The organism is Achromobacter sp. K91, assembly GCF_003576205.1.
Taxonomy (GTDB): domain Bacteria; phylum Pseudomonadota; class Gammaproteobacteria; order Burkholderiales; family Burkholderiaceae_B; genus Achromobacter; species Achromobacter aegrifaciens.
The window spans coordinates 84,092-100,368 of record NZ_QWFB01000020.1 but is presented as its reverse complement, the minus strand read 5'-3'; the positions used below and the strand labels follow the sequence as shown (position 1 = coordinate 100,368).

At 68.5% G+C, this 16,277-nt stretch carries 14 protein-coding genes; 11 read left to right on the top strand and 3 right to left on the bottom strand.

Features of this window, described 5'->3' with window-relative positions; translation table 11 throughout:
• Positions 1-11 precede the first annotated feature (11 nt).
• A complete protein-coding gene (locus DXK93_RS05575; RefSeq protein WP_119449590.1) occupies positions 12-1,196 on the bottom strand; it encodes an efflux RND transporter periplasmic adaptor subunit in 1,185 nt (394 codons plus the stop codon).
• A 15-nt stretch (positions 1,197-1,211) separates the two neighbouring features.
• On the bottom strand, positions 1,212-2,474 hold the full coding sequence (locus tag DXK93_RS05570; RefSeq protein ID WP_119449589.1) for a TolC family protein: 1,263 nt from the start codon (positions 2,472-2,474) through the stop codon (positions 1,212-1,214).
• Positions 2,475-2,701: 227 nt separating this feature from the next.
• Between DXK93_RS05570 and DXK93_RS05565 the strand changes: the two genes are divergently transcribed.
• From DXK93_RS05565 to DXK93_RS05550, 4 genes are all read left to right on the top strand, one after another.
• Positions 2,702-3,043, top strand: coding sequence for a DUF4148 domain-containing protein (locus DXK93_RS05565; protein ID WP_119449588.1), 342 nt, complete (start codon positions 2,702-2,704; stop codon positions 3,041-3,043).
• A 152-nt stretch (positions 3,044-3,195) separates the two neighbouring features.
• Positions 3,196-3,885 carry a heavy metal response regulator transcription factor gene (locus tag DXK93_RS05560; protein WP_054453490.1) on the top strand — a complete coding sequence of 230 codons (690 nt, stop codon included), beginning with the start codon at positions 3,196-3,198 and terminating at the stop codon, positions 3,883-3,885.
• Positions 3,885-5,234: a heavy metal sensor histidine kinase gene (locus DXK93_RS05555; RefSeq protein WP_119449587.1), complete on the top strand. Its 1,350-nt coding sequence runs from the start codon at positions 3,885-3,887 to the stop codon at positions 5,232-5,234. Before DXK93_RS05560 ends, DXK93_RS05555 begins: the two co-directional genes overlap by 1 nt.
• Before the next feature lie 71 nt (positions 5,235-5,305).
• Positions 5,306-5,671: a DUF4148 domain-containing protein gene (locus DXK93_RS05550; protein ID WP_119449586.1), complete on the top strand. Its 366-nt coding sequence runs from the start codon at positions 5,306-5,308 to the stop codon at positions 5,669-5,671.
• A gap of 39 nt (positions 5,672-5,710) precedes the next feature.
• On the opposite strand, the gene DXK93_RS05545 is transcribed toward DXK93_RS05550, so the two are convergent.
• Positions 5,711-6,682, bottom strand: a complete 972-nt coding sequence (locus tag DXK93_RS05545) for a tripartite tricarboxylate transporter substrate binding protein (RefSeq protein WP_054453494.1) — start codon at positions 6,680-6,682, stop codon at positions 5,711-5,713.
• 130 nt (positions 6,683-6,812) lie between these two features.
• On the opposite strand from DXK93_RS05545, the gene DXK93_RS05540 reads away from it, so the two are divergent.
• The 7 genes from DXK93_RS05540 (at position 6,813) to DXK93_RS05510 (ending at position 16,189) form a co-directional block, all read left to right on the top strand.
• A complete protein-coding gene (locus DXK93_RS05540) occupies positions 6,813-7,757 on the top strand; it encodes a LysR family transcriptional regulator (protein WP_054453496.1) in 945 nt (314 codons plus the stop codon).
• A gap of 134 nt (positions 7,758-7,891) precedes the next feature.
• The gene (locus DXK93_RS05535; RefSeq protein WP_199728275.1) at positions 7,892-9,967 is read left to right on the top strand and encodes a hydantoinase/oxoprolinase family protein; all 2,076 of its coding nucleotides are present in this window, start codon (positions 7,892-7,894) and stop codon (positions 9,965-9,967) included.
• Positions 9,968-9,977: 10 nt separating this feature from the next.
• Positions 9,978-11,714: a hydantoinase B/oxoprolinase family protein gene (locus tag DXK93_RS05530; RefSeq protein ID WP_054453497.1), complete on the top strand. Its 1,737-nt coding sequence runs from the start codon at positions 9,978-9,980 to the stop codon at positions 11,712-11,714.
• Positions 11,711-13,396, top strand: a complete 1,686-nt coding sequence (locus DXK93_RS05525) for a thiamine pyrophosphate-dependent enzyme (RefSeq protein ID WP_119449584.1) — start codon at positions 11,711-11,713, stop codon at positions 13,394-13,396. Before DXK93_RS05530 ends, DXK93_RS05525 begins: the two co-directional genes overlap by 4 nt.
• Positions 13,393-13,695 carry a (2Fe-2S)-binding protein gene (locus DXK93_RS05520; RefSeq protein WP_119449583.1) on the top strand — a complete coding sequence of 101 codons (303 nt, stop codon included), beginning with the start codon at positions 13,393-13,395 and terminating at the stop codon, positions 13,693-13,695. Before DXK93_RS05525 ends, DXK93_RS05520 begins: the two co-directional genes overlap by 4 nt.
• Positions 13,686-15,074, top strand: a complete 1,389-nt coding sequence (locus DXK93_RS05515; RefSeq protein ID WP_119449582.1) for an NAD(P)/FAD-dependent oxidoreductase — start codon at positions 13,686-13,688, stop codon at positions 15,072-15,074. Before DXK93_RS05520 ends, DXK93_RS05515 begins: the two co-directional genes overlap by 10 nt.
• The gene (locus tag DXK93_RS05510; protein ID WP_119449581.1) at positions 15,071-16,189 is read left to right on the top strand and encodes an FAD-binding oxidoreductase; all 1,119 of its coding nucleotides are present in this window, start codon (positions 15,071-15,073) and stop codon (positions 16,187-16,189) included. The genes DXK93_RS05515 and DXK93_RS05510 overlap by 4 nt, the downstream gene beginning before the upstream one ends.
• Positions 16,190-16,277: the final 88 nt, after the last annotated feature.

Sequence of the window (16,277 nt, the reverse complement as noted above, 5' to 3'; positions counted from 1 at the left end):
TCCGCCCCGGCTCAGTGTGCGTGCTCGGCGCCGGCCTTGCCCAGCTCCGACTTGAGGACGAAGGTGTTCTCGACGGCATAGCGCGTACCGGGGGCAAGCCCTGACAGCACCTCTACCCGGTCATTCGAAGCCTTGCCCAGCTTCACCGGCTGCACCACAAAGCCGCCGGGCGCCTCCACGAACACGGCAGGCTGGTTGTCGATGGTCTGGACCGCGTCGGCCGCCACCGTCACCGCGGCGTCCGACATCCGCGTGACCACGTCGACGGAAACGAAAAGCCCTGGACGCCAGGCCATGTCCGGATTCTCCAGCGTGACGCGCGCAGTGGCCGTGCGCGTCTGCTGCCCCAGCAACGAGCCGATGTACGAGACCGTGCCCTCGGCCCTGCCGGCGAACGCGGCGGAGCTCACGCTGGCCGCTTCGCCTACGCGTACATCCTGCAAATCCTTGGGCGCGATCACGAATTCGGCCCAGACGGTGCGCAGGTCCGACAAGGTGAAGATGCTGGCGTTGTCGGGCAAGGCTTCGCCCAGCGCGATGTGCTTTTCCACCACCACGCCGTCAAAGGGCGCGCGGATCTCCAGGCTGCCCAGGTCCTTGGAGCGCGGCTCGGCGCCCACGGTGCGCAATTTCTGCTCCGCGTTCTGCACGGCGATTTCCGCCTCCTGCAGCGCGGTGCGGGCCGCCTGGTAGTCCTGTTCCGCTGATACCTTTTCCTGCCACAGGCGCAGTTCGCGCCTGTGGGTCTGGGCCGCCAGGTCGCGCCGCTTGGCCGCCGCCAGCCATTCGCTGCGCAACTCGGACAGCGCCGAGCTGGACAAGACGGCCAGCAGTTCGCCCTTCTTGACCTGCTGGCCCAGGTCGGCCGACACGCTTTGCACCACGCCGGCCATGCGCGGCACCACGTGCGCGGTCCGGTCCGCATTGAACTTGATCTCGCCGGGGAACTGCGCCGATGTCGCCAGCGCGGCGGGCGCAGCAACCTCGGACTTGATGCCGGCCACCGCGATCTGCTCGGGCGTGAGCGCGATTTTTTCCTGTTCCTTCTCGGCCTGCTCGCCCTGCCCGGTCTCGGCATGTCCGTGCTCCGCCTCGCCTGCCGCCTGCGCCGGATACACGGACGCCAACAGCAGCGCCGCGCACAGGCCGGCCGCGGTCCACATCTTGGGGGGTTGCTTGCTCTTGTGCTTTGCCATTTTCTTATGCTCGTTTCAACGTCCGAGAATGCGGTCTATATCCGCGGAAGCCTGGTACACGGATGCCAGCACCGTCAGGTAGGCGATGTTTCCGTCGGAGAGGGTGCGCTGCGCGTCCAGCACTTCCAGGAAGCCGAACTTCCCCGCCTCGAAGCCTTTGCGCGCAGCCTCATAGGCCTGGGTGGCCCCCGGCAGCACGGCGCTCCGATACTCGCGCGCGGAACCCGCTGCCAGATCGAATCGGGTCACGGCCTGCAACAGTTCTCCCATCAGGCCGGATTCCAGCTCGCGGTATTGGTCCTGCGCCTTGTAGGCCTGCATGGTGGCGGCGTAGACATTGCCCTGGTTGCGGTCGAAGATCGGCAGCGGAATGGACACGCCAAGCTGGGCCTTGTCGCGGCCCGCTTCGTTGTCGCGGGCCACGCCGGCGCTCAGCGTGATGTCGGGATAGCGCTTGCTCTTCTCGACTTCCAGCTGTGCCTGCCCCAGGTCGACGGCAAGCTTGCCGCCCTGCATCCTGGGCGATGCGGCCAGGCCTGCCCGCAACTCGTCTATCGACGCCCGTTCCGGCAATGCGTTCAGATCCGCGCCCACGCTGGCAAAACCCGGCTCTGCTTCGCCCCACAGCAGGCCGAGCTTGCGGCGTGCGCCCAGTAGCGCAGCCTCGGCCGCGCGCGCCTCGATGCGCGCGTTGGCCAACGCGACCTGGGCCTTGCTGCCCTCCAGTGGCGGCGCCTTGCCCGCGGCCACGCGCCTCTCCGCCAGCCGCAAGGCGCCGCTGGCGATATCCACGGTGCCGCGCGTCACGCGCACGGACTCCTGCGCCACCGCCACATCGAAATAGGCCGCGATGACTGCCGCGCGCAGGCCGGCCCGCGTGTCCGCGACGCCCTGGCGCGCCATGTCCCTGGACAGCTCAGCCGCCTTGACCCGCGCGGCGCGCTTGCCGCCGGTTTCCAGCGGGACGTTCAACATGGCGGTGGTGGTGCGCGTGGCCGATTGCGTGTCGTCCACGCTCACGTCGATGGAAGGGTTAGGCAGCACGCCCGCCTGCGTGAGCAGGCCCTCGCTCGCCGCGGCCTCGTTCTTCGCCGCGGCAAACCCGGGATTGCGTTCGAGCGCCGCGGCCAGGGCGCGCTCCAGCGTCAGCACGGCGCCGTTCTCGCTCTGCGCCGTGGGTACGGAAGTTCGGGCTGCGCCCGCGTTCTGCGCGGATGCGGCAGCAGACGCGGCGATCATCGAGGCCGCCAGGATCAGCGGCATAGCGGATACATGCATGGTTCAACCAGGAAAGGGGCGAGCCGGCAATGTATCCAGACGGGTTCGTCAATCGAGCGACAGAAAAATGACATTTCCGTAAGGTTCGCGGCCTTACGAAAACGTAATCAGGGCGTCGGCGAATTGACGGGCATAGGTCCGTAGAGTGTCACCGTCGCTACACAAACAGCGTGTATGCGCCTGACGCAACACCGCGATCGGCGCCGCGCTCAACCTGGGAGATATCCATGAAGACCAAAACCGTTACCGCTGCCCTCGCCCTGGGTTCCGCCCTGGCCCTTCCTTTTGCCGCCAGCGCATCGAGCACCTGGCACCAGACCAACACGGAGATCGGCTACGCCATCGCGCCGGACCACGCCGTCAGCGGCAAGACGCGCGACGAGGTGAAGACCGAATTGGCCGTGGCCAAGTCCGACCCGAAGCAGTGGTTTCTGACCAATCTGAACGCCGCCAAGCCGGGCTGGGCCAAGCAGGGCACCTCCCGTACCCGCGCCGACGCGATGGCGGAGCTGGAAGCCATGACGCCGGCCGAACGCGCCCGCCTGGACGAGATCTACACCCCGGGCTGAGCGCCGGGCCCGTGGCGCACGCGCTCCGCGTGCCCGCCGGCGCTGCGCAGGGCGGCTGGGCCGCCCTGTTTGCGTTTATTCCCCAGAACGATTCCGCCTAGAATAGACGCAGCATCCGAGGACTTCCGCGCACTCTTTTTATTTCCGCTGACATGAAAGTACTCGTAATCGAAGACGAAAAAAAACTCGCCGAGTACTTGCGGCGAGCGCTGACCGAACACAACTACGTGGTCGACGTGGCCCAGGACGGCGTCACCGGACTGCATCTGGTGCGTGAAAGCCAGTACGACCTGGTCCTGCTGGACGTGATGCTGCCCGCCATGGACGGCTTTTCGGTGCTGGCCGAGATCCGCAAGACCAGCCGCGTCCCCGTCCTGATGCTGACCGCGCGCGACAAGCTCGAAGATCGCGTCAAGGGCCTGCGCGACGGGGCCGACGACTACCTGGCCAAGCCTTTCGCCTTGTCGGAACTGCTGGCCCGCGTGCTGGCGCTGGGCCGGCGCAGCGGCCACGGCCAGACCGAGACCATCGCCCAGAACGTGCTGCGCATCGACGGGCTGGAACTGGACCTGCTGCGCCGGCGCGCCAGCCGCGACGGCGTGCGGCTGGACCTGACCGCCAAGGAATTCACTCTCCTGGCCCTGCTGATGCGCAAGCAAGGCGAAGTCCTGTCGCGGCTGGAGCTGGCCGAACAGGTGTGGGACATCAACTTCAACAGCAACACCAACGTGGTCGAAGTCGCGATCCGCCGCCTGCGCGGCAAGGTCGACGAACCCTTCGACAAGAAACTGCTGCACACCGTGCGCGGCATGGGCTACGTGCTGGAACCGCGGAGCGACTGATGCCCGGGCAGCGCCCCAAATCGCTGCACCGCTGGCTGTCGCGCTGGCTGGCGATCCAGACTTTCATCGCGCTCGGCCTGGTATGCGCGGTGGTCTATTACGCGACCAACCTCAACCTGGCCAGCCGCCAGGAAGCCTTGCTGCAGCAGAAGGTCGAGGTCGTACGGCACCTGGTCGAGGAAAACGCCGCCAGCCAGGACTCCACCCGCTTGCGCCACAAGCTCAGCGACTTCTTCTATGGCCGCCCCGACTTCTCGCTGGTGTTGGAGATCGACGGCGAAAAGGTCTATTACGGCAGCCCCATCGCCGGCGACAACGACTTCAAGCATGAGCGGCGCATCGCTTTCACGCTTCCCTTCCCCGGCGCGCCCGGCGACGCCATGAACGCCGAACTGGTGCTGGACATCTCCAGCGACATCCGGCTGCGCAAGGCGCTGGCCTGGACCCTGTTCGCCTGCGCGCTCGCGGGCGCCATCGTCGTGGCCGCGGTAGGAACCCTGCTGGTGCGCCGCGGACTGGCGCCGCTGGATGCGCTGGGCAAGCAGGCCGCGCAGCTGTCTCCGGACCGCATCGGCGAACGGCTGGACGAAAGCGGCCAGCCCTGCGAGATCCGGCCCCTGGTGCGCCAGTTCAACGCCGTGCTGCAGCGGCTGGAGCGCGCCTACGTGCAGATGGAGGGATTCAATGCCGACGTGGCCCACGAGATGCGCACGCCACTCGCAACGCTGATCGGCGAGACCGAGCTGGCGCTGAGCACGCGCCCGTCGCCGCAGGCCTTGCGCGAAACGCTGGGTTCCAACCTGGAAGAACTGCAGCGCCTCTCCAGCATCGTCAACGACATGCTGTTCCTGTCGCAGGCCGACCGCGGCGCGCAGGCCCGGGGCAGCTGGCAGGCCAGCCTGGCCGCCATCGTCCAGGAGGTGACGCAATACCACGAGGCCGAGGCGCTGGACGCGGGGGTCGATATCGCGGTGGTGGGCGATGCGTCGGCCCAGGTCGATCGCGCACTGTTCCAGCGCGCCGTGTCGAACCTGGTCTCGAACGCGGTGCGCTATGCCGCTCCCGGCAGCGTGATCGAGGTCGATATCTCCCGCGGCGACGCTGGCGAAATCCTGATCGCCGTGCGCAACACCGGCGAACCCATACCGGAAGAACATCTGCCACGGCTTTTCTACCGCTTCTACCGCAGCGACAGCTCGCGCGAGTTCGATGCCAACCATCATGGACTGGGATTGGCCATCGTCGCCGCCATCGCCCGCATGCACGGCGGCCGCAGCTACGCCAGATCGGTCAACCGGACCACCACCATAGGCTTCAGCATCGCGGCGGCCGACATTACAGAAAGCTAATCCGCCTGTCCGGATTCTGTTCGCGCCCGTTCCCTAGAATTTCTCCATGCCCCTCGAAGCATGGAGAGAATATGAACCGCCTGACCCTGTTGATCCTCGCCGTTTCCGTTGCTGCGGCGGCTCCGGCCGTCCGGGCCGAACCGAAAGCCCGCGAACAGGTCAGGCTCGAACTCAAGCAGGCAAAGAACGCCGACCTCGTCACGTATGGCGAACTGGATTACCCGCCGTCTCCGCCCGCCGCCGAGTCCAAGACCCGCGCGCAAGTGCGCGCCGATCTGGCGCTGTGGAAGCGTTCGGGCATGGCGGATCTCTACCGCGGGTCGCAGAGGCCCGATGTCTTCAGCCTCAAGTACCGCCAGCGCTATGCCGAGTATGTAAGGATGCGCACGGGCGCGGAGTACCAGCAGCAGCTGGAGATCGAGAACGGCAGGCAGTAAGGCCTACATACGCGCGGCGCGAAGCCGCGCGCCCCGCCTTCACATCGGCTTCAGGTCGACCTCTTTGGCGATCTTGCCAAAGGTTTCCAGGTCGCTCTTCACACGGGCCGTGGTCTCGGCCGGCGTGGACACGCGCGGAATCATCGCCAGGTCCAGCAGGCGCTGCTTCATTTCCGGCTTGGCGAACTCGCGCGCCAGGGCCTGCTGGATCTTGTCGACGATCTCGTCCGGCGTGCCCTTGGGCGCGGCCAGGCCGAACCAGGCGACCGCGGAGAACCCGGGCAGGCCGGCTTCTGGCGCGGTGGGCACATCGGGCAAGGCCGCCACGCGTTCCGGGTTCGTGACGAACAAGGGCCGCACCTTGCCTGCCTTGATGAAGGGCGTCTGCACGCCGGTATTGTCCAGCACCGCGTCGATATGGCCGCCCAGCAGGTCGTTCATGGCCGGGCTGCTGCCCTTGTAGGGCACGATGTTGACCTGCATGCCGGCGGCGCGCGCAAACATGAGTTGGGTCAGGTGTTGCTGGGTGCCCAGGCCGGCATTGCCGAAGGTGATCTTGTTCGGGTTCTTGCGGCCGTAGTCGATGAATTCCTTGAGATTCTTGGCGGGGAATTCATTGTTCGTGACCACCACGAAAGGCAGGTCGACCAGTACCGTGATCTGCTTGAAGTCTTCCAGCGGCTTGTAGCGCAGCTTGTAGACGTAGGGATTGACGGCCATGGTGCCGCTGGCGGTCAACGCCAGCGTGTAGCCGTCCGGCTCGGCGCGCGAGACGAACTCGGTGCCCAGCACGCCGCCCGCGCCCGGCTTGGCCTCGACGATGGCCGGCTTGCCCAGTTCAGTCTGCAAAGCCTGCGCGGCGAAGCGCGCCAGCATGTCGGCGGACCCGCCCGTCGCGTAGGGCAGGACGATCGTGATCGGCTTGCTGGGATAGGCGTCCGCGGCCATCGCGGGCGCGGCGATCCCGGCCGCCAGACAGGCAGCGGCCAGAGTTTTCAGATGCTTGACCATCAATGATTTCCCCTCGTGGTGTATCGACTGCGCTTGCACCCGGGGAAGATTAAGCGGTCCCGCGTTATATGGCTAATCAACAATTAAAATAGATCTCTATCACCAATATTGATAATCACCCAGGACTGCGATGCTGACCTCGATGGACTTGAACCTGCTGCGCATCTTCGATGCGGTCATGACCGAACGCAACGTCACGCGCGCGGCCTCCGCGCTGCACATGACGCAGCCCGCGGTCAGCAACGCCATCAACCGGCTGCGCCTGACCTTGAAGGATCCGCTGTTCGTGAAGATCCAGGGCGGCGTGCTGCCCACGCAGCGCGCCGAACTGCTGTGGCCCCCGATCCGCGACGCGCTGGCCCGCATCGCCGACACGCTGGAGCGCAACGATTTCGACCCGGCGCGTTCCGAGGCCGTGTTCCGCATGGCCATGTCCGACTACGTGGCGGACCAGGTCATCCGGCCGCTGTTCGTGGAGCAGCAGACAGTGGCGCCCAATGTCCGCATCCATCTGCATCCCTACTCGCTGGACAACGCCGGCGTGCTGCTGGAAAAAGGCGAAGTCGACATGGCGGCGGGCGTGTATTCGAACTTCGGCTCGTCCCTGCGCACCCTGCCGCTGGAAACGCTGACCTACGTCTGCGCCATGCGCAAGGGCCACCCGCTGCTGGCGCAGCCGCGCTTCACGCTGGACAGCTTCCTGCGCGCGCGCCATCTGATGGTCAGCCTGCTGGGCACGCCGACCCTGATCGACCATGAGCTCGCGCCCCACGGCTACAAGCGCAACGTGGTGCTCACCATCAACCAGTTCGCCCTGGCGCCGCGCCTGCTGGCCGAAACCGACCTGATCTGCGTGGTGCCGCTGAACACCGTGCGCAACAGCCCCTACAGCCATCTGCTGGAAGCCGTCGAGGCGCCCTTCCCGTTCGCGCCGCGCACGGTCAACCTGATCTGGCATGAACGCTCGGACAACATCCCCGCGCATCGCTGGCTGCGCGAAGAGATACTCAAGGTCTGCCAGGCGCAAGGAATGGTGTTCGACCAGGCGCAGCCGGCAGAGTCCCATCCGTACTGATCCGTACCGACAAATCATTCACAACAGTGATAATCACTGATACCAATCTTTGATTGGACCGAATGATGGTGCGTCAATAGCATTCTGGTCATCCCACTCCCGGCGCCTTGCGCGCCAGCATCCTGGAGACCAGCGTGACCCAGACCGCATCCGCCCCGGGCGCCCGCCGTTTTCGCGTCGGCTTCGACGTAGGCGGCACGTTCACCGATTTCACCCTGCTCGCCGAGCACACCGGTGAACTGCATTATTTCAAGGTGCCTTCGACACCGCACGATCCGTCCGAGGCCATCCAGACGGGCCTGGCCCATCTAATCCGCGAACACGAGATCGCCGGCTCCGAGCTGGCGCACGTGGGCCACGGCACCACGGTGGCCACCAACATGGTCATCGAGCGCAGGGGTTCGCGCTGCGCGCTGGTCACCACCCGCGGCTTTCGCGACGTGCTGGAGATCGGCCGGCAGACACGCCCCCATCTGTACGACTACAACGTCACCAAGCCGCACCCCCTGGCGCCGCGCGAGTGGCGCTTCGAAGTGACCGAGCGCGTCGGCGCCGACGGTTCCGTGCTGCAGGCGCTGGACGAAGACGAGGTGGTGGCGGTGGCGCGCGAGCTGGCTGCAGCCCGCGTCGAATCGGTCGCCATCTGCTTCATGCACAGCTACCGCAACGATGCCCACGAACGCCGCACCCGCGACATCCTGGCCGAACACCTGCCGGGCGTCTATCTGAGCGTGTCCAGCGAGATCCTGCCGGAGTTCCGCGAATATGAACGCATGTCCACCACCGCGCTCAATGCCTATGTCGGCCCGCGCATGGCTGGCTACATGCGCAACCTGGTAAGTTCGGTGCGCGCCATGGGCGTGGCGGCCGAGCCGACCACGGTGCATTCCAATGGCGGTCTGATGTCGGTGGAATCGGTGCTGACGGCTCCGGTGCGCACCTGCGTTTCGGGCCCCGCCGCCGGCGTAATCGGCGCGACCGAACTGGGCCGCGTGGCTGCGCTGCCCAACCTGATCACCTTTGACGTGGGCGGGACCAGCACCGACGTGTCGCTGGTGGCCGAACTGCGGCCGTTGTTCACCTCCAGCCGCCTGGTGGCCGACTATCCGGTCAAGACCCAGATGGTGGACGTGCACGTCATCGGCGCGGGCGGCGGCAGCATCGCGCGCATCGACGACGCGGGCGCGCTCAAGGTCGGCCCGCAGAGCGCGGGTGCGGTGCCCGGCCCCATCGCCTACAACCGGGGCGGCCAGGTCGTGACCATCACCGACGCCCACGTCGTGCTGGGCCGGCTGAATCCAGTCGCGCTGCTGGAAGGCCGCATGGCCGTGCATGCGCGCCAGGCGCGCGAGGCGCTGGAGGCGCAGATCGCCCGCCCGCTGGGACTGAGCGTGGAAGAAGCCGCCTACGGCATTCTGCGCATCGCCAACTCCAACATGGCGCGCGCGGTACGCGCGGTCTCCACCGAACGGGGCCATGACATCCGCAAGTTCGCCCTCTGCGCCTTTGGCGGCGCAGGCGGCCTGCATGCCGCCGAACTGGCGCGCGATTGCGGCATCGGCACCCTGCTGATTCCGCAGGAGCCGGGTACCATGTGCGCGCGCGGCATCCTGCTGTCCGACATTTCCATGGACTTCGTGCAGACGCTGATGGCGCACGCCACCGCGGACGGCTGGACCGCCGTGCTGCAGGCGCTGGAAGCCCTGGCCGGCAAGGCGCGCGCCTGGCTGTCCAGCGAAGGCGTGAACGACTCGGAGCAGCGCCTCTCCGCCGTGATCGACGCGCGCTACCAGGGCCAGAACTTCGAAATCGCCGTGCCGCTGGATGGCATGCAGCTGATGCCGCTGGATGAGTTCGTCGCGGCATTCAGCGCCGCGCACGTGCGCGAGTATGGCTATGACGCCGCCGGCCGTCCGGTGGAGATCGTCAATTGCCGGGTGCGCGCCATCGGCCTGGTGCCACGCGCGCCCCTGGCCCGCGTGCAAGGCGGCGAAAGCGTGGCCGGCGCCCTGAAGGAACGCCGCAACGTGTACTTCGAAGGGGCGGGCTGGGTGGACACGCCCATTCTGCGCCGCGCCCTGCTGCCGGTGGGCGTGCCCGTGGACGGTCCGGCCGTGATCGAGGAAATGAGCTCGACCACCGTCGTGCTGCCGGGCCAGCAGGCGCGCGCCGACGAATACGGCAACCTCGTCGTCAACCTCAACAGCTAAGGCGTACGCCATGACCAATCGATCGACTTCCGCTGCCGGCACGGACACCTTCGACCCCATCGAAATGGAGGTCTTCAGCAACCGCCTGCTGTCCATTACCGAGGAAATGGGCAACACGCTGATCCGTTCGTCCTTTTCCACCAACATCAAGGAACGCAAGGATTGCTCCGTGGCGCTGTTCGACGCCGCCGGCCGCCTGGTAGCGCAGGCGGCCCACGTGCCGGTGCACCTGGGATCGTTGTCCGGCGGCATAGACGCCGTGCTGCGGCGCTACGGCGCGGCCGGCGTGCGCCCGGGCGACGCGTTCCTGTGCAACGACGCCTATCTGGCTGGCGGCACGCACGCGCCCGACATCACCGTCATCACTCCCATCTTTCACGAAGGCGTGCTGCGTTTCTTCGCGGCAAACATCGGCCACCATACCGACGTCGGCGGCGCCGTTCCCGGCTCCACGTCGCACCATCTGAAGACGGTTTGGGAGGAAGGCATCCGCCTGCCGGCCATGCGCATCGTGCGCGAGGGCGAGCTGGACATGGACCTGCTGGAGATGATTGCGCACAACACGCGCGAACCGGACAACCGCATGCACGATATCCGCGCCCAGATCGCCACCAACGACAAGGGCGCCAGGCTGATGCTGGAACTGGTGCAGCAGTCGGGCCTGGAGACCGTGCTGTCCGCCATCGACAGCATCATGGTGTACACCGAAAGACGCCTGCGCAACCGCATCGCGCAACTGCCGACCGGGACCTATACCTTCACCGAGCGCATGGACGACGACGGCATGGGCGGCGATCCCGTCACCATCCAGGCCAACGTAGAGGCGCGCGACGGCCAGCTCCATGTCGATTTCACCGGCACCAGCAAGCAGGCGCGCGGCGCATTCAACCTGCCCGCCAGCGCCCTGAACGCCAGCGTCTACTTCGCGGTGAAGGCCATGCTCGACCCCGAGCTCATGCCCAACAACGGCCTGTTCCAGCCCATCACCATCACCGCCCCCGAGGGCACCATTACCAACCCGCGCTTTCCGGCGGCGGTGGGCGCGCGCGTCACCACCGCGCAGCGCGTGGCCGGCACGGTGATCGGCGCGCTGGGCCAGCTGTTGCCGCCAGACCGCGCCATGGCTTCGTGCAACGACGTCATGCCTTCCATGCTGTTCTCCGTGCCCATGCAGGACGGCAAGGGCACCTTCGTCTACCTGGAAACGCTGGGCGGCGGCGCGGGCGGACGCGCGCAGGGCGACGGCATGGACGGCATCCAGGTGCACGTGACCAATACCTCCAACCTGCCCGCCGAAGCGCTGGAGATCGAGTACCCGCTGCTGGTCGAGGAGTACGCGCTGGTCAACGACAGCGGCGGCGCGGGCCGCCACCGCGGCGGCATGGGCATCGCGCGCCAGATCCGTTCGCTGCATGATCAGCTGATCTGCACCATCCGCTGCGACGCCGCGCTGTTTGGCGCGGCCGGCCTGAACGGCGGCCTGGCGGGAGGCACCTCGCGCGTGATCCAGAACCCCGGCCGCGCCGACGAGCAGCGCCTGCCCAACAAGATCGCCAGCCACGGCCTGGCCAGCGGCCAGTCCGTGCGCCTGGAAACGCCCGGCGGCGGCGGCTACGGCGCGCCCGCTGACCGTAGCGTGGCCGCCATCCGCAACGACGTGCTGGGCGGCAAGGTCAGCCGGGCCGCGGCCGAACGCGACTATGGCGCGGAACGGGTGGCGCTGGCGCTGCAAGGAGACGCGGCATGAACGCGCCTGCCCCCGGCCCCCGCAGCGGCGGCGAACTGCTGGTCGCGCAGCTGCAGGCCTATGGCGTGGAGCGCGTGTTCATGGTGCCGGGCGAAAGCTTCCTGCCATGCATCGATGCGCTCTACGCCCGGCGCGACGCGATCGAAGCGGTGGTCTGCCGCCAGGAAGGAGGCGCCGCCTACATGGCCGAGGCGCATGGCAAGCTGACCGGCCAGCCGGGCATCTGCTTTGTCTCGCGCGGCCCGGGCGCCACCAATGCGGCGATCGGCGTGCACACCGCAAGGGAAGACTCCACGCCCATGATCCTGTTCATCGGCCAGGTCGGCGGCGACACCGCCGACCGCCAATGCTTCCAGGAAGTGGACTACCGCGCCATGTACGCGCCGCTGGCGAAATGGGTCGCGCAGATCGAGCGGGCCGACCGCATTCCCGAATACCTGGCGCGCGCCTGGTCGATCGCCACTAGCGGACGCCCCGGGCCAGTGGTCCTCTCCCTGCCCGAAGACATGCTGTCCAGCGTCGCCGACGTGGCCCTGGCTGCCGCGCCACAGCCGCCCTGCGCCCGTCCGGCCGACGCCGACATGCTGCGCCTGCGTGACCTGCTGGAAGCGGCGGAGCGGCCCTTGCTGCTGCTGGGCGGCTCGCGCTGGCCGCAAGCCGCGCGCGAGGCCGTGCGCGACTTCGCGCTGCGCTTCGACCTGCCCGTGGCCACCGCCTGGCGACGCCTGGAGCTGTTCGACAACGACCATCCCAATTTCGTGGGCCAGGTCAGCGCCAGCATGCCGCCGCACCAGAAGCGCGCCGTCATGGACAGCGACCTCGTCATCGCGCTGGGCACCCGCCTGTGCGAACCAACGACCATCAACTATGAATGGCTGGCCTCGCCCACGCCGCGCCAGACGCTGATCCACATCCACCCGGACGCCAACGAGATCGGGCGGCTGTGCACGCCGGCGCTGGGCATGGTCGCCAGTGTGGACGGCTTCGCCCAGGCCGCATCGGGACTGGCGCCGACGCCGGGCTGGCAGCCGCGCCGCCGGGGCGCTGTAGCGGCCGCCGCAGCGCCTGCGCTGCCGCCCACGCCCGGCCCGCTGGACCTGAACGCGGCGGCGCGCCACGTCGCGGCCACGCTGCCGCGGCATTCCTGCGTCACGGTGGGCGCGGGAAATTACGCGCTCTATGCGCACCGGCACATCGCCTTCAAGGGACCGGGCAGCCAGCTTGCGCCCGCCGTCGGCGCCATGGGCTACGGCCTGCCCGCAGCCATCGCGGCCAAGCTGCGCGACCGCGATGCGGCCGTGGTCTGCTTCGCCGGCGACGGCTGTTTCCAGATGACCATGCAGGAGCTGGCCACCGCGGCGCAGTACCGGCTGGGCATTGTGGTGCTGGTCTTCAACAATGGCCTGTTCGGCACCATCCGCCTGCATCAGGAGCGCGCCTATCCCGGACGCGCCCTGGCGACGGAACTGGTCAACCCCGATTTCGCGCGGCTCGCGCACAGCTATGGCGGCTACGGCGCTGCGGTCGAGCGCACGGAGGATTTTGCGCCGGCCTATGATGCCGCGCTGGCGTATGCCCGGGAGCATCGCATGCCGGCCATCGTGGAGCTGCGCTACGACGCCGACATCATCCTGCCCGACCGCACCCTGTCGCAGTTGCGCCGCGCGGAGACCGCCGCATGAAACCGCTGCTGCGCCGCGTGTCGGCGCCCGAATCGACGCCGCTGCGCCTGACCTGGAACGGCTTGCCGCTGCAAGCCCATGAGGGCGACACCGTGCTGACGGCGTTGCTGCTGGCCGCGCAGCACCTGCGCGTCACCTTGGGCGAAGGCGCGCCGCGCGCCGGCTTCTGCCTGATGGGCGCCTGCCAGGATTGCTGGGTGCAGACGGCGGACGGCGCACGCCTGCGCGCCTGTTCCACCGCAGTCGAAGACGGCATGGAACTGGTCAGCGCCCAGCCCGGAGAACTCGCATGCAAATGAACCCGCCCGGCGCCGATGACTCGCCGCGCATGGTGGTGGTGGGCGCCGGGCCCGCGGGCGTGCGCGCCGCGCAGACGCTGCTGCGCCACGGCGTGCGTCCGGTGATCGTGGACGAAGCCGCCTTGCCTGGCGGCCAGATCTATCGCCAGGGCGCGGCCCCTCGCGGCACCGCGCGCCAGCGCTATGGCTTCGAATGGAAGCGCGCGCAAGCCATCCACGCGGCGGGCGCGGACCTGGCCTCCCGCGCCGACTATCGCGCCGCCACCGCGGTGTGGAATGCCGCCCCGGGCTGCCTGGACCTGGTCCGCGACGGCGAACTGGAAACCCTGCCCTACTCACGGCTGCTGCTCGCCACCGGCGCCACCGACCGCGTCCTGCCCTTCCCGGGCTGGACCCTGCCCGGCGTCTACTCGCTGGGCGGCGCGCAGATCGCGCTGAAGAGCCAGGGCTGTACGTTTGGGCCGCGCATCGTGTTCGCCGGCACTGGCCCCCTGCTCTATCTGGTCGCCTACCAATATGCGCGCGCCGGCGCCCAGGTGCAGGCCGTGCTGGACTGCGCGCCGCCAGGCAGCCAGGTCCGCGCCGCGCCGGCGCTGCTGAGCCAGCCCGGCATGCTGGCCAAAGGCATGTACTACCTGGGCTGGCTGCGCGCCCACGGCGTGCCGGTGCACCATGGCGCACGGCTGGATGCGGCCGAAGGCGCAGGCCGCGTCGAGCGCGCGCTTGCGACCCTGGGCGGCAAGCAGCGCGCCATTGCTTGCGACGCGCTTGCGGTCGGCCACGGGCTGCGCGCGGAAACGCAGCTTGCCGACCTGCTGGACTGCGCCTTCGACTTCGATGCCGCGCAGCGCGCCTGGCTGCCGCGCCGCGACCCGGACGGCCGCAGCACGGCGACCGGCGTCTATCTGGCCGGCGACGGCGCCGGCATCGGCGGCGCGGTCCTGGCCGAGCTTGCGGGCGAACGCGCCGCGCTGGCCATGCTGGCAGACAGCGGCATCGACGTCAGCGCCGCCAGGGTGCAGTGGCTGGCCCGCCGCCAGGCGCGCTGGGCGCAATTCCGCCGCGGCCTGGACCGGGCCTTTCCCCTGCCGGGCGCGGGCGCCGACTGCGACGACTCCGTCATGGTCTGCCGCTGCGAGGAAGTGCGCGCCGGCACGTTGCGCGCCGCGGCCGCGCAATACGCCATCCACGATCTCAACCGCTTGAAGGCGCTGACGCGCATCGGCATGGGCCTGTGCCAGGGACGCATGTGCCAGGCGGGCGCGGCCGAGCTGCTGGCCGACTGCCGCGGACTGGCCTTGGCGGACATAGGCCGGCTACGCGGGCAGGCGCCCGTCAAGCCCCTGAACCTGTCCATGCTCGGCAAGGTGGAACCATGAACCCGCTGCACACGGAAGTCGCCATCATCGGCGCCGGCCTGGTGGGCGCCAGCGCCGCCCTGGCGCTGCGCCGCATGGGGGTCGCCACGGCGCTGATCGACGGCGGCGCAAGCGGCGCACGCGCCAGCGGCGTCAACTTCGGTGGCGTACGCCGCCAGGGACGCTCGATCGAGCAGCTGTATCTGGCGCAGCGCGCACACGGCATCTGGTCGCGCCTGCCGGACCTCATCGGCACCGATGCGGAATACGTGCGCAGCGGCCACCTGAAGCTGGCGCGCTCCGAGTCCGACCTGGAGAAGCTTTGTGCCTACCGCGACAAGGTCAGCGACTTCGACCTGGGCCTGGAGATCATCGACGCCGCCGAGCTGCGTCGCCGCTTTCCCGCGCTGGGTCCGGGCATTGCCGGCGGCTCGCTATGTCCGGAGGATGGCCAGGCCAATCCACGACTGGTCGCGCCCGCCTTCGCCCATGCCGCTGCGCGCGCCGGCGCCAGCCTGCTCGAACATTGCGCCATCACCCAGGCAGACACCCAGGGTAGCGGCTTCCTGCTGACCGCCGCCGACGGCCGGCGCATACGCGCCGACACCGTCATCAATGCGGCGGGCGCCTGGGGCGCGGCGGTGGCCCGTTGGTTCGGCGACGACCTGCCCCTGCAGGTCAAGTATCCGACCATGCTGGTCACTGAGCCTCTCACGCCGCAGATCGGCGTGTCGTTGGGCGTGGAAGGCGGCGGCTTCTATGCCCGCCAGGTCGCGCGCGGCAATGTGGTCATGGGCGGCGGCTACGGCAGCGCGCTGCCGGGAGACCGCAGCCGGCCGGGCCGCGCCGCGCTCGCCGAACTCGGCCGCATCGCTCCGAGCGTGCTCCCGGCGCTGGCCTGCGCCAGCGTGATCCGCTGCTGGTCAGGCATCGAAGGCTATTTCAGCGACAAGAACCCGGTCATCGACTTCAGCCCCAGAGTGCCGCGGCTGCTGCATGCTTTCGGCTTCTCGGGCGGGGGCTTTCAGATCGCGCCGGCGGTGGGCGAGGTCGTCGCCGAAATGGCGACGGGGCGCGGCGGCTTGATGATGGCGGAGAAGTTCTCGGCCAGCCGCTGGGAGGCCGCCCAGGCCTGATCGGTGCGAGAGCCTGGGCGCGGCCCTCACAGGCATGCGAGTTGCTCGCTTCCCGCGGGGCGGCATTTCCTGCCGCCATCCACGGCAA